Origin of the sequence: Paenibacillus sp. FSL R5-0914 (assembly GCF_038004525.1) — a bacterium.
Classification (GTDB): Bacteria; Bacillota; Bacilli; order Paenibacillales; family Paenibacillaceae; genus Paenibacillus_AQ.
Genome location: NZ_JBBORH010000003.1, coordinates 1108172 through 1129809, shown reverse-complemented (window position 1 = coordinate 1129809; position 21638 = coordinate 1108172). Strand labels below are relative to the sequence as shown.

Sequence of the window (21638 nt, the reverse complement as noted above, 5' to 3'; positions counted from 1 at the left end):
CTCCTTTAAGTAATTGTTTTTTATATAAAAATGAACTTAAAAAATACTTTTTTTCAGATCAATAAGATCTTTTAAGTTCATTATTATAGCTCCGGTTTTCTTATCAGTTTTTTTTGCAAACCCTATCTACCCTGCCCCTGATAGTCATTACGTACCGAGAAATCTGATTCAAACAGAATGATATCCCCAGAGGAAAAAGAGAACGTCTGTCCCATTTCATCTGTGCTCCCATTCATCTGGCCTTCAATCGCCCACATGTTAGCAATCGGTGCCTTGTAGCCTAAAATACGAGTGTCTGCATCTCCATTTTTAGTCGTATAGATTTGGAAATTCACCAGAATATAACCACCAGTGATGAACTCCTTCTCATGCCCATCTAATGCACCTCCATATTGATTCGCCAGAGTGACGATGTTTGTTCCCTTTTGCAGGATATATGGTGCAATCGGCAAGTTATACTCCCCGTACCAATGCTGTACGCTGCGGACGGCTGTGATTGGATTAACTACATTCGGGATGTCGGTCGGGCCGACTAAAGTTCGCGATTCAAAGGGCAGGACTTCCATGTCGTAACCGTAAGCGATTTTGGTTTTTCGCTTTAGATACTGTTTGTAGAACTTAAACCAAGGCGTCTTATTTCGCTCCGCTTGAGTCATTATATAGTTGTATTCATAGCTAGCTGCCGTCGATAATTCACCACTCGATATATTCCGCAAGCCATCCGCCAAGCGGTAGGTCCGGGTGTAGCTCAGCTTGTCCTTTGGGGAGCCGACGCCGATCATCTTATTCTTCGAACCGGAAATATCATAGTACAGATCGACAGGTGTCGCTGTACCTCCGTTTTTCGGAATAAAATAGAAGCTTGGCTCGATCCGGATACCCTCGCCCGGCTGCCACAGGTTCCCGATGGTCCGGAAGTCAAACAGGAAGGAATAGCCGTTATGTGGTACCGTCCTTTGCTCCGTGGGGTGAGAACCCTTGCGGATCGGCAGCTGCCACTGTGGCTGTCCACTTAAAGCGGTCGGTATGCCATTCTCATCATTTCCGCCGGTATAATACATCGCGTTGCTATGCTCAAATGTCCCGACACCCGTTCGAAACACCTTCTCAAACCGGAAATCTCCAATGTCCCAGATCCGGAAATTGAACAGCCGACCGACCACACCCACATTGAAGCTCTCCGATGCGCAGTAATTCCATAAGTCTCCGTTCCGATTCACTTCGCAAAGATCTGAACCATCCGATGGAGCATTAATCGCCCAAGACTGCGTCTGAACCGTATAGTTTCCTTCATCAACCCAGGTTGGCATCTTAAAGGTCATGGACGGCGTCCCTACAGGAATGTAGATCCAAGTATCCTCCGGGTAATAATTTCCATTTTGAAACACACCGAAAGGAAATTGAATCCGCTTGTTTTTCGTGTATTTGGCATAATCCCGGTTGCCGTACCCAGGGATATTGAGATGCTGGCCGCTCTCTGTAAAGTGTACGGTGAATGGCCGATCCAAGATCAGCACCGCCCTAGTCATATCCGGTGTCATACGTTGATCGAATGGGCGGTTATCGTCTGGAAGAAGCGAGTAGTTGACGACCGGTGTGTGCACGGTGACAGTATTAATTCCGTTTATCGGAAGCACCCTCTCCTCTGTTCCACCGTTGATATTTCCATCCATTGGTGTGTAGGTTACCTCCCCGGAGCTTGGAAGATTAGGAACATTCAGATGTGTAGGCTCAATAATATTGCCCGGACTGTACAGTACGTTTTCACCTATGGGCTGCGGGTTCGGGATGGTCGTAGGCGGAAGACCCGTTTCTATAGCTTCATTCCCGTTCATGATCGTCTGCCCAGTGAAGACAAGGTTATCATTTTGCACTTTGATTTTCTTGGCGGCTTCCTCGGCTTTCGGCCGGAAAGTCTCTGTTTCATCGTCTGGTTCCGGCCGGGTCGTTCCTCCATCTTTAACAGTGGATGGAACAGTAATTGAATCCGGAGCATCAGGAGGATAATACTTGCCCGTGGTTTCTGCTGTAAAATCAGGGGCTATATAACCGTTAGGGTCTAAAGTAATCTGTCCTCCAGAAAAAGCATCATTCACCAATAACGCCCGAGCTAGGGAGTAAACTTCCAGTGTATCTATAGTCCAATAAGAATAAGGGCGTTCAATAGTGTAAGAGTATTCGACTTCCTTCGGTTCACTTGTCGGAGCGGGCACAGTCCCTGTGCCTGTGGGAGCCGGTTTTCTAGGATCCCATTTTAGGGTATATGTTTTTTGAATTTTAATGTTATATGTGCAAGTACCTTCCATCTCTACAAAACTATTTTGATATAAATAACTCTGCGTTGAGACATGGCCATACAAGCTCTCTGAGCTTGGAATACCCTGCAAAACATCAAATTGTTCATTCCCGCGCTGATCTGCCCGGATCTCAGCAGCCATCTCAGGATCCATATATTCACCGGGGATCTCCTGACCTGGAACAGGATCAGTGCATTCTACTAAGGAGTTTCCAGGGGTTGGGGTTGGTCCGGGTGTACCTTTGATATATACGACATATTGATCAGGGTAACGGTAGCTATAAGTTTTAAAAACATACTCAAAGGCAGCATAGTAAAACAACATAGCTGCATTACCTGCGCTCAACTTTCGATAATACTTTGCATTATCATGCTCTTGTGTGTAAGTAATCGTTGCTCTATCCAAGCTCACTTTTACATCATTAATAGAATTAAGAGCGTAGGGTAGATATTCTTTCAGCTCAGTCGATAAATCTGTACGTCCTTTATCAATATTATTGGCCTTTACATCTTTATCATAACGTATTATCACATGCTTATTCATACTAGTAAGATTCTGAGGGATAAGTTGATCCACAACAGATTTCGTGTTATCCATGTATGCTGTACTAGTTATATTAGGATATAGCGAATTCTTAAAAGGATTGCTGCGAATAAATTCATCCTCTTTTATATTAATAAGTACATTTGGATATGCATTCGCTGGGGGACTTGTTCCGGGCCTATCTGGAATATCTCCATCTAATTTTTTTATTATACGATAGTCGCCTCCAACAGCTCTCCAACTCGCATCCCCACTACCCATTTGCCAAGCAAACCATCCGCCATTGCCGGTATTCTCACTAGATACAAACTCAACAGGATCTCCTGAAAATTGTATCTCTTCATTATAGGTCTGGCTATTCACGGGTATTGTTCGAACCACTTGGCCATCTCTCTTGAACTCAATCTTGGTAATAATGTTTCCCGTTCCCGCATTCAGACCTAACGGCTTTGTTTTTAGTCCTGTATAACGGTAAAATATCGCACCTGAGTCTTTTTTCACAGCACTTCCATTTGTATTGTATTTATTAGACAAATCTACAGTCTTCCAGATGTGTTCCCCTACTTCGGCGGCTCTTCCTGTTTGTGACTTTAATGTGATAAGCGTCAAGACTAATACCACTAATATACTGGTTACTTTGATCCACCTCATCAACATCTTCACTATTGTTCACTATGAGGATATACACTTAAAACATATACATCGGAATAAAAATATCCAGAATTCGGCGTAGAAATACTTACTGCTATTGAACTTATCAACTTATCTTTTGTAACTTTAGGAACAATAGAATAAGGAACATCTCCCCTTTTCGTTTGAGAAACAGATTCACTCATCGTTAATACACCCTCTTTTTGCTTAGGACTGGGTAAGCCTACTCCTAGTAATTCTACCTGCGCATATCCATCACTGAAATAACGATCCGGTGCATCATTTTTTTCCGTTGACTTCCAATAGAGGAGATATGCTTTTTTATAATTCGATACGGGGTGTCCAGGATTCCCATAGTCTCCAACCCCCCATTTAAGTGTGCCCAATGGAGCAATTTGTTTTAAATTAGGATCATTCGGATCCTCTAAGTCAATCGCAATAAGCTCATGTAGGGTCGCCACGTATTTATTGTCTTTGGAGGTTAGGGTTAACTTATCTTCTCTCCATTGATCTTCAATGCTGGCATATCGCGACCAATCTTTACCACGATATCCAACAATCTCCGGCATCACCGTAAAAATATTCGTCTTATGCCAAGCCAATTCTGCACTGCTAATCGCATACTTGTCTGTCGGCAGCTTTCCACCACCTTTTACAGTTAATACACGCTCTACGGTAGCTACAGATTGCGCTCTTGTTGTGTTTTCCTTTTCTCCTAGCTTACCTGCACCAAGTCCAGAGATTAAGCCCGACTTCGTAGCCAGATACATCCACTTGTCATCTTCCTTTGTCTCTAATCCAGTTGCTCGAGCAGCAATACGAGCCATCTCTTGACGGGTTATTGTTTTGTTCCATTCCAGCTCCGAATTAGCAAAATCACTGCTCACATACAACTTCGCCTGCTCCGCAGCATTAACGTAACTCACATACCATTTGCCTGCGGTCTCCTCCACGCTTTGCCCAGTCGCTATCACGATCATTTTGATAAATTCCGCACGGGTCACGTTGGCATTAGGCATAAATAGCCCTCCGGGATACCCAACTACATAACCTTTTTTCACCGCCGTATCAATTCCTGATTTCGCCCAATGCTTCGCCGGAACGTCACTGAACTGAATAGAATCAGCCTTAGCCGCTGAAGTTGAGGATGAAACCAAGCTCACAGCGAGCAGTAAGAAGACCGGAACTGCTTTTTTACTCAGTTTTAATAGAGTATTCATATAAAACTTCCTCTCGTTGCGAATATGTATTAATAGATCTAGATTTACCTAACCGCACAATCCTCAATAAAATACCCTTTTCGCGCGGCCTCCTCTGGATCGAACAGGCTTTCTATAACAGTAACCCCCGAGGGTACACAGCTTTCTCCGTAAGCAATATGTCGCCCAGCTGAATTTCGGGTGCCTACCAGAACCTTTCGTCGCATCACCGCCCCGCTGCCTAAGGAATACGCATCCAACAGCTCTCCACCAGGAAGCGGATAACCTTGAATAAAAGCCATGATCCCTACATCCTGTATGGATTGATCCTTCAGTCCTCTGGGTAGTGTGAACTGCACCGATAGGCCCATTCGTTTCACCAGCTCCAAATGTCTGTTAATGGCTGTTGCCAAGTCCTTTTCAACCAGTGATGTTATCGTGCTCTGCCGTACTTCTCGAAATAAATCTAAAGAGGTAAGAGGGGCGAGATTCGTCTCCGCCGTCAGCGCTGTGTAATCTCCCTCATAAAATTCATTAGAGCCTGTATCATATACCCGCGCATTGTCATCCAAAGTGAAATAGAGCAAATTTCCGTTCCGAAGTTTATAGTAATAGGGACGCTCAGGCCAACTCACAGGCTTAAGTTCATCCTTCCCATCAACACTGGCTGTGTCGTCCAGAGTAACCAACGTATAGCCGCTATATCCAAACATCACCAATGCGGGTATATGCATTTTTAAATTGTTCATTTCAGTCTGGTTGTTCTCCAGCCCAAATTTCAAAGCTAAATTACTGTAAAAAACACTTAGCACATCCTGATCCAGTTGCAGCTGGCGTTCCCGCCCATAGTGCACTGCTGTGGTAGTAGGCTGCTGTTCCAGTCGTGACAGATAATCACCAGCATCATCCACTGCGGCTTGAAAATCATCCGAATAGCGTTTATACATGTCCTGATTGAAGACCTGAAGATCTTCTCGAGTGTCGCCCATAAGAACAAGAGGAATGACCAGAATTAGAAAAACAAGCACAACACTAAGGGGCTTCACTACGTACCATCCCCCCATACTTCAAATTGACTGGAATCATTTCACTATGAAACAAGAGCGATCTCATCCGTGAGGCAAGTGTCGTCCCTTCAGATTCTAGCCGGACATTGAACAGATCGCCTACATGCATGGTAAACCTTCTACCTGGATCATCTGCAGCCAGTAAAGGTCCTGAATGCGGATATAAGATTTCCAAAATATCCTTGCTGAAATATCCGTCATATCGGACACTAAAGCTGTTCTGGAATGTAGAATAGTCATCAGGATTCGTATATAAGGGCTGTAAATTCTTTTTGTAATACTCCATTTGCACTTTGAAAACACCATATGAAGCATCCAACGAATGAAGAAACAGCTCATAATCGGAAGTATCCACGTATCCTTTAGCACGAACGGTATCCACGAATTCCACCACAGCCGCATTGGCGGCGAGCTTAGTATTCCTTTCTACAACTTCGGATTGACGGAATGCCGGATAGACTCCGAACACAAATGCCAGCAAAATAATAATAATTACACCTTTCAGCGCGTCTGCCATACGGCTCCTCCTTTCTAGCGGGTGGCGGAGATTTCCGTAATCATCTCATCGGTTCGCGTGACTCTTAACTGATAAGCAGCATCAGGCACTCCACGTAAATCCACTGCTGTAAGGTCCGTTTCCTCATTAATTGCAATGCCATCGATATATAAAATATATTCCCCCTCCAATGCTGGAGGGATCATACCGATGACCTGCTCACCGCTAATTTTGTTCAAATCACCTGTCCCTTTGTAAGGTGCCGCTGCAACTGTCGGCAGCTCATAGTGCCTGTTTGGAACAGCACTCTCCATCTCCAGCCGCAAAAACGTAAATCCGCCTACAGCGAACAAGATCCAAGCAAAGAGGGTTAGTAGAAATTGGGTGCTGGTTTTCATTTATGATCCGGGTTCTGATTAAATTCAATAATTCTAACCTCATCATTTTTGTCCTTATGTAAGGTAGCTCTAAAAATAGAAAGCGTATTGACATTACAGTTTTTACTGTTATCTTGGTCTGAGCTCTGGTCAAGCATTGCTGATACACTAAAGTTATCGGCACCACTGTTCTTGTCTCCAAGATCAAGCTCTGATGCCGGGTTTTCACCACTGGCCGCTTTCGCTGGCGCATAATAAGTTTTATATGTGTTTTTCGCATAAAAACCTGTTTTATTTACACCAGTCTTTATCAGAATGGAAAATTGCGGACGCCCCTTATATCTCATTGCCGCATTAATCACATCCTGGCCAGATACATCCTTATTATCATAAGAATTGAACTCCGCTTGATTGATCATCTGAGTCTGGGCCAATGTCTGCTCCTGGGCACGAATAAAATAATTATTAATGACAAGATATATACTGACACCTGCGGCAATAATCAGAATTGTGACAATAATGCCAATAACCCATTTAAGTCCCGTAGAAATATTCTCCATCTATACCCACCCTTTTCGATATTATTTTTATTTCTGTTTAAAAACAATTAAACGAACTTCCTCATTGCTGTCCTTATAAACAACCGCTTTAAAGACAGAGAGTGTATTCACCAAATAATTATCTCTGTTATATGAATCTGTATTTGTTTGATCAAGCATTGTCGAAACACTGACACCCTTTGTATATTTGTTATTCTTAGATAAATCAACTACCGGATTAGACGTATCTTTAGGTTCTTCGTAACTAGATTTATAAGTATTCTCCGCATAGAACCCAGTCGTATTTTCCCCTGTTTTAATCAAAATCGCGAACTGCGGACGTCCCTTATACCGCATTGCCGCATTAATCACATCCTGACCGGATACATCCTTATTATCATAGCTATTGAATTCCGCTTGATTTATCATCTGGGTCTGGGCCAGAGTCTGTTCCTGTGCGCGGATGAAGTAGTTGTTGATAACCAGATATATACTTACGCCTGCGGCAATAATCAGAATGGTAACAATAATGCCGATAACCCATTTAAGTCCGGTCGAGATATTCTCCATGATGTTTCCTCCTCACCTTATTTGAAGCTAGTTTTTATTTTATTGCTCTTGACGCATCTACTCCGCTACGAAATAAATAGCTGCAATCCGCTCATTTTTATCTTTTATCAGCTTCGCCCTATATCTAGCTTGTGGACTGATATAATATCTTCCAGAAGCATTCGAAATCTCTTCTTCTTCTACACCTCTGGAACCGGCTCCCTCTTTGAAGCTTGCTCCGGAATAATCAAACGCACGGCAATAATCTTCTCCGTTTGGATTCATGCTAAATCTTCTTTCTGCCTCATTCTGACCATTGGCATATGGTTTTTCAATGTATAAGCAGAAGCCCTGCTGCGATTCGTACCTCCGATAAGCCGTAAGAATCTGAGAGCCACTGACGATCTGATTGTCAAATGCGGAATATTGCTGCTCCGAAAGCTCCCTGGCCTGTGCCGCCGCCTGGCTATTCGCCAATTCGACAACAGGCTGTGTTTTCCCCCACAAGAACAGACCGGATGATATAATGGCCAGCGTAATCAGAATCGATATCGTTGTTTTCAAAAAGCTTGCTATATTCTCCATGCCTGTATCTCCTTCACATTTTGCCAGTTACAACAGTCAGGTCACCCAGCTGCTGGAAGGCCATATAGACGAAGGGAAGCAGTAAATATAAGGTGAACGTTGCCTGCATCGGCAAGAACCCAAACATTTTACCCAGTGTACTTTTCCTGCTGATGACCTTCTCATAGTGCTCCTTGCGCTGATCCATCGCGAATGCTCTTTCCGCATCCATATCATCAAACGCCTTCTTCACCGGGATCAGATCGGCTGCTACCTGCAAACGGTCTGCGAGCCGTTCGAGGGGAACGAAACGTGCGTCCTCCTTCAGATTCTCAATAGCACTCCAGCCTCCTGCCTCATAATCCAGCATACAGCGTAGCAGCTGCCGCTCAAAAATATAGCTGTAACGATGCAGCCACTCTATCATTTCGTACACGCTGATATTCGGAAATTGAGACAGCATCATGGAAAGTGTATTGAAGCCATCCACCTCATTCTGCATTTCCCACTTTCGTAGCTGGGTACGAATGATTAAATAAGCATCCGGAAGATAAAACCCTGCCAACGCCAGCCCAAAAGCCAGCAAAAGCTCATACCATTTGTAATACTCCTCATGATATTGCTCTACCCTGTTCATTAACTGTGCAGCATAGGCATTCTGGTTCAGATTGTTCTGAAGGAAAGACTTATTCTCCGCTTTCTCCTGAATGTAGGGCAACATCTGATCCGGTGTAATATCCTTCGCTACCAGTTCTCCAATTAAAGTCTGCTCAAAAGCGTACCGTTCCTCGCTAAGCATCTTCTGAGATTCTGTCTGATTGCCGCCTGTGGTGATCTGCTTATTGGGATACAGGATGTTATGCTTGATATTGGCATGGATCGAGAATTGAAGCGATACGATCAGCATAAAGATAACGAGTGCCGCTAATGTTTTCTGCAGAAAGAAGGCATGTTGCGACAACCCAGAGTTAGCATCCTTCAATTTACCGGCTACCTTGAAATGAAGAGGCTCATGTTCTGCCGGCGTGATCCGATCCACCAGTTTGAAAATCCATTTTTTCTTCAGGATCCGATTTAACCACTTACCCTCATCTTTGATAGATTGAGTGTCTTCATCCACACCTTTGAGAATCCGCAGGGCAATAAACGATATTATGAACGTGATATAAAGTAAGATTAAAGAATATAACCCCCAGGCCGAATTGTAGTAATTAGATACAATAGGAAACATTCCCTCCGCCCAATTGCGGATCGGATCCAGCATGAATACCGGTGAAATGGCTACAAAAACAATACCGTATAACAAACGATCGATTCGCTCACGGCGATTAATATCCATATGAATCTCTTCTCTGATATTGCCAAGCATCGATAGATAAATCGAACGCTCCCCTTTATGGATATCCGCATCGCCATATTCACCTATTTTGTAACTCACCCCAGCTAGTTGCTTCATATAACGGTTAGGTGCAATCTCATAATATTTCTGCAGTTCATCTTCCGGGTCCACCGCTGCCAGAATCCCGGCAATCTGCCGGGCATGCACGGCTACCATTGGTTTCGAACGTTCCGCAGAATTCTCCAAGCTGACTTGCACCATATGTGTCTGATGATATTCATGGCGAATATCCAGAATCATGGACGATTGGTCATATAACATCTGCTTTACTAAACGCCCAATGAAGAGATCACTAAGGACACCTCCAAGATAAACTGAGACTAGCATAATAGTCGCACGGCTTACCCAGGATGAAGTCCAGAGGAATGAACTCAACGAAATGATCAGAATACAAGCAACAATCATTAGCGTCAGCGCAGCCGCGCGACTTCTGATCATGATTTCATTGCCTGCATGAACCAAGGTCAGACGCGAGCGCATCCGGTGAAGAAGTTTCTTCACTAATGGCAGTTCATCAAGTACCGGATAAGTTTTATGGGCCTGCTCCAACCATCTTTTTTCCTTTGTTCTCGTTGGCAGGAGAGCCTTTAGTCGCCTTTGTTCTTGATATTGTGTTCCCTTCAATTTACGCTGCACTATGTTAAGCAGCACAAGCAGGACAACCAGTAGCACTCCCGAGGTTCCCAAAATAATCAATAATAGGTTTTGCAGATTCATGCGGATTGCCCCCAATACTTCTCAAGAAATGCAGCGAATTCTAGTGCATCCTCTTCATCCATATTTTTGCGCATTTCATCGATTTTACGGCTGCTGATCGGATGCTTGGTCACGTATTCTCCGGCTTCCCACACAATGACATCCTTATAGTCATAGGAACGCCGATCTGTCATCCGTCCAAAATATTCGGTCATGGTATCCATAAAAGCATCCAGCTTGTCCGTAATATTCTCAGGATCCTTGTAGTTCTGAGGATATTCGAACTGTGGATCTGCCGGGATAATCTCTGTAATCCGTTCGATATATCTTTTCCCAGCACGCAGGACCAGATGGACGTTGAAACCAAGCGCCTCAACAACCTGAACCTCAGCAATTTTCTCATTACTGAAGGCTCCCGTTGCGATAAGACTATTGCGCAAAGCGCTGACCAAATTGGGCAGTGTTTTGCCGTGGTGTGTAAATAATGTATATTCAGAAGCTACCTGGGCTGCCTGAATCACATAACTGACCACACTATGAGTAGCCGCCTCACCGACGATATTCACAGCGCCATCCGTTTTTTTCTGCACATCCAGCCCATCCTGCCCACTAACGGAGGGGGTTTCTCTGAAGGATAAAATATTTTTACCCGGATACATTTTTCTCGCCCAGATCTCGAAGGAAGTCTCCTGAATCCGGATATTCTTCGCATCAATATATTTGATCAGTGCCTTAAGCAGCGTTGTTTTCCCCGAGCCCTGTCTGCCAGTGATAGCAGTGACCTGATGGCCCAGGATGAGAAAAACAAGCATATCAATCGCAAGCTGTGCCCCTTGATCTTGGATCTGCTGATCCAATTCCACGAGCGAATCGTTAAATTTGCGGACAAAAAAAGCCCAGCTTTCAGCCATTTTGGGCCGCACAACCACGACCCGGCTGCCATCAGCCATATCGTTGATGATATAACCCTTGGATTCATTTAATTGCCCAGGGTTACCAAACCCATAGATATTTTGGCAAACCCGCTTAAGCTCCTTCTCAGAACCAAAACTTAAGAATTCCAGGTGAAGCGACTTTCCGCGGTAGAACGTCCACACCGCATCATAGGATTGTGGTATGAAATGCTGCTGCTTCGTATATTCCAGAAAATCTGTAGTCTGCACGACATCAGGAGGCATGCCACTTGTTCCTCCATTGACTCCGTCGATATTCTGATCTCGAAGCTCATCAATAACGCCGAGCCCCTTATAAATCTGATAAGCTCTCTGAACAATAATTTCAATCTTGTCCTGAATGGACAATCTCGGCTGCTCGGACTGATAGATATGGCGAATCTGCTCTTCGGTGATCTTATACCCTTTAGATCCATCAGGCAGCTTTTGCAGTGTATCCAGGTTATATTTGCTTACTATTACATTGAATGCATTCTGACCATGATCTTTTTTGAAAACATAAAGCAAGATATCGAAGCAATCCTGTGAAGTCAATCGATTCGTATGACCGAAGCTGATAATCTTATCTACATTTCCTTCATCCAGACCGTAGGTCTGAACTAATAGATCTTTCATATAAAGCTTCACGTATTTCTTAGCGGATAGATCGCCATGCATGCAACTTCGGAGCGCTTTCTGCAATTCCCTTCGCCGCGCCTTCCTACGGTTGTATTCTTCCTCACTTGGGCTTCCTTCATAAAGAGACGCAGCTATAATCTCCTCAAAAGCCCTTCTCAGAAACAGCACGATTTCATTCATATCATATTTCAGTTGGACAGAAGGTGGAGCAGCATCCTTACGTCTGCCCAGCCATAAGTACAGGAACACTCCAATAGCTATCAGGACTACAAAGATCAGAATCAGATTAATCATTCGCAGCATCCAATTCCGATACTGGAGAAATCTCCAGCATCCGGAGAATGAGCTGTCCCATATGTCGTACCGCCTCAGTGAAGCTTCCGTCCTCACTAAACTCCAGAAAACGGGATTTAGCTTCTCTTGCCTTCAATAGAAACTGAACAAAACGCCGTTCATTTTGAGCATCCATATAACCAATATGATGTGGGATAACACCTACTGCTTTTTTCTTCAATTCATACAGCTTAATAATTCTCTCTTTATTGAACCTGGAGCTACGCTCATAAGCCCCAATACAATAGAGGACTGGCTTATGACTCGGCACAGGAGCTTTGTTTTTATTCAAAAAATAGGAATCCAGACTTACCTGATTCTGATTTAGGTTAACCACAATCAAATCTGCCTGCTCCATAACCAGAGACACAACATCCGGATCATCTTCAGAGGAAAGGTCCACAAATAACAAATCATAAAACCTGCGATAATCCTTGTAGATATGCGGAAGCAAGAGCTTTGTCTCATGTTTCTCAGTACTCATAGATCCCCTAAGCAGTTCCAACCGATCCTTAAGAATGGACTCCGCATGATCTCTAATTCCTTCAGGTGTAAGCATTCCACACTGCACTAATCTCTCAATCGCATCCATTCCACCTGTGGTCTGCGCAGACTGAAGCGTTGTTCTTGTCTGTGAGAACAAATGCTCAAGCACCCCTTGCTTCAAATGCGTATGTGTCATTAAAACGCGGATATGATGATCTAGCGCTATGGTAGCCGCAACAGCTGCCATATTCGAAGTTGTTCTCCCCTGCCCTTGAGCAGGTCCCCAGAAAGCCACTAGCACAATTACCTACCCCCGTTTCCTTGCATACTGCCACAGCTTCTTGATGTCTTGCTTTGGAACATCGCAAATTTCAATCAAAAAGTCATTTACAGCTTCAGCAAAATCCTTATCTACCTTAAGATCCACCCTTCCATCATGGACCCAATCAATTCTTCGCTCCGGACTACTGATGTAACTGATCTTCGAAGTAATCACCGGATAATATTTATCCACATACTTCAGTCCAAGTCCGCATTCTTCTTCTATGACAAGCAGTACAGTAGGCATCCGTTTCTGATCCAGCAACATATCTACGTTCTCCATAGCCTGACGTTCATATGTGGTTGCTAAAACAATAATCTCCTCCTCAAGACCCTCAGGATACCCATGATGCCAGTCATACAGAACGATATCCGGTTTGTCAGCTACGGTTGAATCAGCAATCTTTATACCAGACACTTCGCCTTCAAAATACTGATAATTCCTGCTGTTATCCGAAATAATCATGACATCGTTGTTGAAATAACTTTTCAACAGAATAGCCGCTGCCAGTATGAAATCGTGCTTCTCGCAATCCCCTGCGACAACAATGTGCAAATCGGTCACTCTCCTTCCAGCAGACTGTCATCTGTGGCTGCTTCTTTATTCGTCACACCCGTTGAACTCTGGTCTGCACTTGAATCGATCGGCGCTTGATTGGTCCGATCTATCACTCCGTTCACGGATTGGCTGTCATCAACTTTCGCAGCCTCCTCTGCTGCCGCCGCTCCCTGCACAGCCTTTCTCTGGATCACACCACTGCCGCTTGGTGCCTGTGCTCCCACACGAATTCTATCTTCATCCTCCATAACTTCGAGCCGTTTCTCCAGTTCCTTACGAAGATTGGCAGCAAGACTCCACTTGGCCTGATCTATAATGAAAGGATTATCCTTAATTACTCCAAGTACATCCAGATTAGGGACATAATTGACTACAGGTTCAGGCTGAAGCTCCGGTTCTACGTACTGTTTCATATACAGCTCTGCGTTATTTATGTATGCATCCACCAGGGCAGCTTGCAGGAGCTGTGCTTCTTCTTCATTGTCATTAAAAAATGTATATTGATTCGCTAAATCTACGTCCTTCAGCGACTTCTTTCCTACGACTATGTAATCCTCGCCATTTGGGAAAACTATCCGAATATCTACGACATCTTTTTTCGTTAACCGAAGCGGCAGTTTAATATATTCAGTCTCTTCTTTTCGTTCTGAAGGCTCCAATCTCGCTTCATCACGTACCATTTCAGTAGTTACCGCTGTACCTGACAATGCATCAATCTTCAAGTACTTACCTACGATTGCTTTAGACTCGCTGATCAGATTATCCGGTGAGGAGAATTTGGGTAGCTTCTCTTCCATTACATCCTCAGCAGTAATCACCTCTCCAGCTAGCTTTGGAGATATCAGCACATAGGCTGTCTGGGATTGGTCCATATAGCGCTGCAAAACTTCATCTTTATCATTCAGCTGTTCTTCGTAAGCTGCCCGCTCGTCGATCAGCTTAGCGTTATAATGGCGATAAGTTGCAAACCATACCCCGGATGTGGCAACGGCAACAAGACAACCTGATAGGATCGTATATCTCAGAATTTTTTTCCGCTTACGTATTGCCACTTCAAGACCTCATTTCCATCCCTATTTGATTTTCCCTTTCGATTTTGCGGCCGCGGCTGCCGCTGCTGCCCGTTCAGAGGCTTGTCTCTCAGCTTCCTTAAGTCTGGCTGCCTCCGCTCTCTCTTCCTCCACCTGTAATTTATCTGCATATTTCATCATATTTGATTCAATTTGGGCTATGGCAGCTTTAAATTCGTTCATTTTCTTAATCCATTCCTCACAATGCTGCTTAAACTCTTCCCCACCCAAATCCACCCAATAACCTGACACTCCTGTGATTGCTGCTCTCATCTTATCGCTGCACTCCTGGGCAGGGGAGAGAAGTCGATGGCAATCAAAAGCAATGCCCCTTACCATACCTGAATTCATACCCAGCCTCCTGATTGATAATTACCGGCTCTCCGGAACAAATGAAAATCCTATGCCTATTAATAACAAGGTCACAAACAATACCGTCCCAACAATTCCCCAGAGCAATGTTTGCTTGCGAAAGAGCTTTTTCTGAACGGTCAGCAGCTTCATTACCCACTCGACAGCCGCTTTATCTGGATACAAAGGATCTTGATGTGCAGGCATCAGAGTCGTTTGAATTTCTGCAAAATCCTTTTTCAACATTTGTAATACTTCCTGATGTCCATTTTCCAGCAGTAACCTGCACCGCTTGCGCTCATAAGGGTTAAGGGTGTTCAGCTTCTCTTTCAGCAGTTCATACTTCCACATAGCCCCGTTGCCTACCAAAATAGGAATTTGCGAGTTCCACCACAGCTCGAGTCCGCTGGTGCCCTTCCGCTCCCGATGGATATCCACCCATAGAATGATATGCGTGAACTCACTGGCCAAAAGCTCCGAAATATCCCACGAATACCCTCTGCGATAGAAAGTGACTCCTTCATATTCGAACATGGTTGAAACCGAATCTTCTTTCTCACCCTTAAAAACAATCTGTTCAAGCGAACTGATTTCGGGTCTGTCATCTCCGCATACCAGAGGCTTCCAGCCCAGTTCTGCCAGACCCGCAGCCAGCAGAAATGCCGCCGCACCTACGTCTTCTTCCCCTCCGACACCACAAACTCCGATAACAAGTGGTACATTGCTGCCCAGAATTCTCGCACTCACTGCTGGCGTAGATTTCTCTTCTACCGGAATAGATTGTTCCAGACTCTCCAGCGTTTCCGCTTCGGCTAATGACGGGGTCTCCTTTCTGGCCGGAGGCCCCGGTCTAGGCGGAGTTGATCCTGCTGAAGAGCGAGGAGCAACGGAGGGTCTCCTGTTGGCGGCATCTGCTACAGTTCTGGAACCAGCCACTGGCTGTGGACGGGTAAGCGACTCCACCGGTCTCGGAGGAGCAGACGGTGCCTCTTCCACTGCCGCGTCAGAAGCTGCTCTTGATGATGAGCCTTTAAACGATGCAAAAAGGCCTTTCTTTTTACCCAGGATATGATAATAATCCCTTGTAGTTTTTTTCTCTTTGATCCAGTTCAGAAGATCATCGCCCTGGAATTCCGTAGTAAACTGAAGATCATGTATGTTCATATTTACCAGGGTCCGTATAAATTCAATATCCGTTTGCAGCGCCGGGTCTAACTGGACAATCAGCCGCGTATGTTTAAGATATTTACGGATCAGTGTCATGAAACTGATTATATCCGCAGCCTTGACCGGTGTGCCCAGACCCGCGCCGCCCTCCATAATTACAATGGATGAAGGATCGACTTCCTTGCTACTGAAACCACTTATAAAACTATGTAATGTAGAATGTTTACCGGAAATTACATAACCCTCATGCTCCAGCGACCTGGATAGCAGCATTATAAGTTCAGGTGAGCAGACTAAGTGTACGCTTTTCATAGGAATCCTCCTTTACGATCTCCCAGCTCAATAGGGCAAAATACGAACTATGGCTCCGTCCCCTTGTATAATCTCTGCGAGAACAGCATGCGGCCCCAACTCAATCCATTCTTCGCCCGTACGGCTGGCTTCACATTTAAATTCCCAGTTATCCGGAAGCCAGTTGGCTTGCTTAAGTAGCTCGATACATTGCCCTGTAGAAATAGAAAGAGAGACTTCCAAATCCAAATACTTCTCTCTTTCACCTTTAAATACAAAAGTAGTCAGTGCAGTTGACATAGTCTGATCCCCCAGATTTGTTAAGCTTCTTGCAGCCAATTACATAATTCATTTACTACTGTAGACAAGGATTGCGTGGTTTGACTGGCGTCTTCTTCCCCCCCGCTCAGCAGCCACATTTGATCTTCATGAATCAACAGGTTCAGTTCGTGAATCACCTGTGCCTCCTCGGTAATGCATTGGATTTCTGCCAAGGAAGTTATGAATGCACCTGCTAGTAGAGACTTCCCCACCCACGTTTCAAAATCCACTTCTTTATTTATCGCTTTTTGTAATTTATCTTTATCGCTCAATTCCCACACTAAAGGGATTCTCTCAATGACCTGATACATCAGCTCATGTAATGCATAAATCTCCTGAAGCTTATAGGTGTTACTTTCCGGCTGATGCTCAAGTTCAAACCAAACTTCATCCTGAACAAAATAGAAGACCTTGCAAGTCTGTTGATTCGTATGCATAAGCTGGCAAAAATAAGATTTGCAGCTGGATGCAACAGCGATACCTCTATGAAGCACTTCATTCACTTTGGCGAGCCCCGCAAAATCAACCTCTAAATATCCCTTCACTTCCAGCGACCTCATCTGAGCATCCATTAGGGAGCGTAAATTACGCTCCGATTCGTCTTTGAGATCGATTTCCAGACCTGGAAAACTAGTTCCTCCTATCAAAGCAGTCAAATAGATAATTTCTAAAGGATGCAATTCAAACATTTCACGAGCCGGCTTCATCGCTTTTTTCACCTGCTTATCTATAGTTCTGTAATCATTTTGAGGCGTGAAATGGCCCCCTCAGTTAGCAGTATCGCTTCAGTATTATCCAATACCTCGTTCAGCTCATGGTATTCCATACTCTCGAGTAGTGGAGCATAAGACAAATGATCATTGGGTCTTCCATCGGACAACAACGCATGTCCACTGTTAATCAGTTCACCCGCAAAATCAGTGACCAATTGCATTTGATTCAGTTCAAACGAATCGCTGCCGACCAGCAGCATTACACCAAGTCCACCGCCAAACCTCGCTATCCGCTCCAAATGATCCAGTGAATCATTCTCCATCAGATCAAAAGCGGACTTAAGATGTGGCATTACAATGACAAGAAGCGGATACTTAGACAGAATATACTCCGCCTCGTCAAATTCTTCACGATTTTGGGCATCTGCAAAAGCTTGCCGGGCATCATTTTTCCTTAGTTGCAGCTGATCCACTAAGGATTGTGTGAGCTGTAAAAACTCTTCAGCTGTACTCATATAGCGCGTAATCGTTGAACTAGCTTGCAGACTCGGTATACTGACAACACCACTGTCAAACAGATGGAATTCCATATTTACTTCGCCTGCCGATTTATCAAGAGCTTGTAATAAGGCGTTAAATCTAAAGTCCACATGCTTTTGAGTAGTATAAGACACTACAAAATTGCTAACCTGCTTTACATTAATCTCTACCGGAAGTGTAGTATCCCAATCCAGCCCGAGCGGTACCAGATAATTCCCCTGCGGTTGTTCCTTCGGCACACGTTCCAAAAGCTCTGCCAGTGAAAGCTTGTCCGGGATCACTGAAATCCCCACAGGGTTATTCACTCCTGCCACTGCTTTCATCTCCGAACTAATCCGGCGGAGAGAGGCAGCAATCTGATCATCAGAGCTGCCATCCACAGGAAGCGCGGTATGAAATTCCAGAATCCGGTTATCTTTGAGCAGTCCGCGCCCTACGGTATTCGTTGGCTCCATCCCTTCTGTTCTGCCCAGAATACTGGAATAATCCAATCTATCAGACATTTGATATACTAGAGCCTGCTTAATATTCTGGCTGATTCGGTAAGGATAAGAGTTTACAGCATTGGCAGCGAACACGAAGTATATCCCGTAATTACCGCCTTCACGCACCAACTTGGAAAGCTCTAAGATAAAGTCATCATATGCTTCTGAGAATCCTGTGTAATTATCGAGCAGAATAACAATATAAGGAACCTTCTCTCCAGTGGCCGCACTGTACGAGACCAAATTGCTGATTCCAAGCTGAGAAAACTTACGTTTGCGTTCATCCAATTGGGACAACAACCAACTGATCAGTTTTCCAAGCTTTTGTTCATCCTCTGGAAAAATAATATCCCCTACATGTGGAAGCTCGTGGAATACTCCCAAGGTACGTGTACCAAAATCCAATATATAGAAATGAACATAATCAGGTTCATATTTCAAGGCGAGGGACATGATAATTGTCTTTAACAGCGTAGTCTTACCGCTGCTCGGCGCTCCATAAACCAGTAAATGTCCATCCTGATTAAAATTAATATCCAGATTGTATTGCTCCTGATCTGACGGATTATCAATTCGTCCAACGGTGGCAATAAGATTCTGATCTGGCTGCTTCCATGATTGCCCATCCCAGATCTGATTCTGATCCATAACATCCGCTAAAGTCATAGTCTCCGGAAGTGGAGGCAACCACAGCTGAAAGGCCTCTCCGATCGATTGCTCAGCAGAAATGGCAGCTATATGATTAACCACAGCCTGCAGCTCACTCAGTTGCGAGGCATGATCACTGTTTTTCGCTTTCGGAATCAGAGCTCTACGTTCACCACTTAGTGAAACGATATCCATCTTGGGACTTCCATCCTGATCTGTCTCCCCTGCTTGATAAGGCGCTCCGCTCCAGGAGGATTGGAACAAAGTGAATACTTCATTATTACCAACTTGCAAATACCCACGGCCTTTTTCTTTGATCTCTGCTGCCTCCGTGCGTTTCAGCATCTCCTGACTATCCGAAGGTGTCTGCACCTTCAGACATAGCTTAAATCTGGAGTTACTCCAGATCTGGTCATCGACTACGCCAGAAGGTTTTTGTGTTGCCAATATTAAGTGAATCCCCAAGCTTCTTCCGACCCGTGCCGCACTGACTAGCTCTTTCATAAATTCCGGTTGATCTGATTTAAGTTCTGCGAACTCATCTACCACTATGATCAAATGCGGCAAGGGAAGGTTAACTTCTTTATTGCGGTAAAGAACGATGTAATTATCAATGCTGGTCACTCCGGCTTCACTGAATAGTCGCTGTCTCCGCAAAAGCTCACTTTTGATGGAGGCAAGGGCCCGATTGATCTGATTACCGCCAAGATTGGTGATTGTTCCCACCAGATGTGGAAGTCCAAGAAAAGCATTAGCCATTCCTCCACCCTTATAGTCGATCAGTACAAAAGCAATCTCATGCGGATGAAAGTTCACTGCCAGACCCAAAAGTAGAGACTGAAGCAGCTCACTTTTCCCCGATCCGGTAGTGCCGGCTACTAGACCATGTGGACCATAGCTTTTTTCGTGCATATCGAACAAAAGAAATTTCCCGCCTGCCCCGAGCCCCAGAGGAATGGACAATGTACGGTTAGCCTGGTTTTTTGACCAGCGCTCCATTACCTTTAGAGCCTCTACCTGCTCAACCTCAAAGCTCTCCAGAAAAGTCACCATTGGTGGGATATAGCTGTTATTTTGACCTTCCTTAATTCTGAGCGGAGACAAAGAACGGGCAAAAAACTCTGAATTTTTTTTATCCAGAGAATCGGCAGAAAAATAATCCGCTAAATGACTTAACAGCTGATTAGTATCTTTTCGAACCATCCCCTTACCATCCTTGATTTCCAGAATCGCCTGGGAATTCAGCGGCAGCGCAACATCAATCTTTTCCGATGTAAAAATGCTGGTCACCCCAAGTGAAGCATTACCCGAGAGCAAATACTTCATCATATCCGTGCTGTCCCACAGTTCAGGAGCAAAAACCAGAAAAACATAATGCGGGGTCTGCATTGGCTGTAGTCCATAACCATTCGTGCTGTTTTCTTCTCTTTTTCTAAGCTCTGGAAGTAATTCATCCGCAATATTGGAGGCATCAAAGGATGTTGTAGCCAAACTTCTCTGGCTTCGATTTTTATTCCATGTATGGGGCAACCATTTCAACCATTCCCAGTGTTCCAGATCATCAGGCTGCATCACGCATATTACTCTTACATCATCGTAGCCTTGGTGTGTTGTTAAATGAACTAGAACACCATTGAGGAAATCACGAACCTCCTGCTGTTTGCCGTATATTCCGAGCGTATTAATATTCCTTAGCGGTATGTAGACCGGAATATCTCGCACAAAATACATCTCTTCGCATATTTTACTGGCGATTTCTTCAAGTGGGTTGTCATCGTCAATCGCTTTCGCTTTCGAGCTATATATTGGCACTAGAGCAATCGGCTGGATACCAACACCAACCCTGAGATTCAAAAAGTCATCTTCAATTCCGGTTTTTTCCCATAACTGCTTGCTTCTCCCCCGTACGATTTCTACGCAGGATTGAATACTTGGATGGATATATGTATAGGCTTCTCGTTGCGTACTGGCGGCACTTTGTAAATCATTACGAACCTGGAATAAGTAGTTGAGATATTTCTTTTCAAGTTTTTTGTTCTGTTCATGATGTTTTTTCACACTGGATTTATAATTCAAAATTGAAACCATGACCGTCAGAACAGTCATACCCATGGTTGATATCAGCATGGTAAACGACCTGGTCAATGTTGACATAAATATAGAGATGACTAACATCCCGATGGGGGGGACTATAATCGTCAACCATGAGAAGGTTGGTTTTCCCGATGGTCGGGCAGGATCCTCCAAAACCAATTCACCTTCCGGGTAATTTGGTTTAATTCGAGGGGTTCTTTGTACCTGATTAGTTAGCATTTCTTGAGCACTCATCTTTTTCATCACCACTGGATAGGAATTTTGGATTAACAAGAATAAATAGTGTAAATTTTAAATAAAAAATAAATTAT

At 44.3% G+C, this 21638-nt stretch carries 18 protein-coding genes; all 18 read right to left on the bottom strand.

Annotated elements, in window-relative coordinates; all coding sequences use genetic code 11:
- Positions 1-122: 122 nt before the first annotated feature.
- Genes MKX60_RS28190 through essC form a run of 18 tightly spaced genes read right to left on the bottom strand, consistent with a single transcriptional unit; the run spans position 123 to position 21561 of the window.
- A complete protein-coding gene (locus MKX60_RS28190; RefSeq protein WP_341061616.1) occupies positions 123-3449 on the bottom strand; it encodes a DUF5704 domain-containing protein in 3327 nt (1108 codons plus the stop codon).
- Positions 3450-3502: 53 nt separating this feature from the next.
- A complete protein-coding gene (locus MKX60_RS28185; protein WP_341061615.1) occupies positions 3503-4711 on the bottom strand; it encodes an S-layer homology domain-containing protein in 1209 nt (402 codons plus the stop codon).
- 44 nt (positions 4712-4755) lie between these two features.
- Positions 4756-5736, bottom strand: a complete 981-nt coding sequence (locus MKX60_RS28180; protein WP_339246496.1) for a hypothetical protein — start codon at positions 5734-5736, stop codon at positions 4756-4758.
- The gene (locus MKX60_RS28175) at positions 5723-6274 is read right to left on the bottom strand and encodes a hypothetical protein (RefSeq protein WP_339246493.1); all 552 of its coding nucleotides are present in this window, start codon (positions 6272-6274) and stop codon (positions 5723-5725) included. The genes MKX60_RS28180 and MKX60_RS28175 overlap by 14 nt, the downstream gene beginning before the upstream one ends.
- Before the next feature lie 14 nt (positions 6275-6288).
- Positions 6289-6651 (bottom strand): hypothetical protein, encoded by a 363-nt coding sequence (locus tag MKX60_RS28170; RefSeq protein ID WP_341061614.1) that lies wholly within the window; start codon positions 6649-6651, stop codon positions 6289-6291.
- Entirely contained in the window at positions 6648-7190 is a 543-nt protein-coding gene (locus MKX60_RS28165; protein ID WP_341061613.1) for a hypothetical protein, read from the bottom strand. Before MKX60_RS28165 ends, MKX60_RS28170 begins: the two co-directional genes overlap by 4 nt.
- 27 nt (positions 7191-7217) lie before the next feature.
- Positions 7218-7739, bottom strand: coding sequence for a hypothetical protein (locus MKX60_RS28160; protein ID WP_094870407.1), 522 nt, complete (start codon positions 7737-7739; stop codon positions 7218-7220).
- A gap of 57 nt (positions 7740-7796) precedes the next feature.
- Complete coding sequence (locus MKX60_RS28155; protein ID WP_341061612.1) at positions 7797-8303, bottom strand: hypothetical protein; 507 nt, start codon at positions 8301-8303, stop codon at positions 7797-7799.
- 13 nt (positions 8304-8316) lie between these two features.
- Positions 8317-10398 (bottom strand): hypothetical protein, encoded by a 2082-nt coding sequence (locus tag MKX60_RS28150; protein ID WP_341061611.1) that lies wholly within the window; start codon positions 10396-10398, stop codon positions 8317-8319.
- Positions 10395-12242 carry an ATPase, T2SS/T4P/T4SS family gene (locus MKX60_RS28145; protein ID WP_341061610.1) on the bottom strand — a complete coding sequence of 616 codons (1848 nt, stop codon included), beginning with the start codon at positions 12240-12242 and terminating at the stop codon, positions 10395-10397. The genes MKX60_RS28150 and MKX60_RS28145 overlap by 4 nt, the downstream gene beginning before the upstream one ends.
- Positions 12235-13068, bottom strand: a complete 834-nt coding sequence (locus MKX60_RS28140; RefSeq protein ID WP_341061609.1) for a hypothetical protein — start codon at positions 13066-13068, stop codon at positions 12235-12237. Before MKX60_RS28140 ends, MKX60_RS28145 begins: the two co-directional genes overlap by 8 nt.
- Before the next feature lie 6 nt (positions 13069-13074).
- Positions 13075-13644 (bottom strand): hypothetical protein, encoded by a 570-nt coding sequence (locus MKX60_RS28135; protein WP_076286999.1) that lies wholly within the window; start codon positions 13642-13644, stop codon positions 13075-13077.
- A 5-nt stretch (positions 13645-13649) separates the two neighbouring features.
- Entirely contained in the window at positions 13650-14699 is a 1050-nt protein-coding gene (locus MKX60_RS28130) for an SAF domain-containing protein (RefSeq protein ID WP_076208263.1), read from the bottom strand.
- Positions 14700-14720: 21 nt separating this feature from the next.
- Positions 14721-15068: a hypothetical protein gene (locus MKX60_RS28125; RefSeq protein ID WP_076301096.1), complete on the bottom strand. Its 348-nt coding sequence runs from the start codon at positions 15066-15068 to the stop codon at positions 14721-14723.
- 21 nt (positions 15069-15089) lie between these two features.
- Complete coding sequence (locus tag MKX60_RS28120) at positions 15090-16547, bottom strand: hypothetical protein (RefSeq protein ID WP_341061608.1); 1458 nt, start codon at positions 16545-16547, stop codon at positions 15090-15092.
- A 27-nt stretch (positions 16548-16574) separates the two neighbouring features.
- Entirely contained in the window at positions 16575-16826 is a 252-nt protein-coding gene (locus MKX60_RS28115) for a hypothetical protein (protein ID WP_076286996.1), read from the bottom strand.
- A gap of 20 nt (positions 16827-16846) precedes the next feature.
- Positions 16847-17554: a hypothetical protein gene (locus MKX60_RS28110; RefSeq protein WP_341061607.1), complete on the bottom strand. Its 708-nt coding sequence runs from the start codon at positions 17552-17554 to the stop codon at positions 16847-16849.
- 20 nt (positions 17555-17574) lie between these two features.
- A complete protein-coding gene (gene essC / locus MKX60_RS28105; RefSeq protein ID WP_341061605.1) occupies positions 17575-21561 on the bottom strand; it encodes a type VII secretion protein EssC in 3987 nt (1328 codons plus the stop codon).
- Positions 21562-21638: the final 77 nt, after the last annotated feature.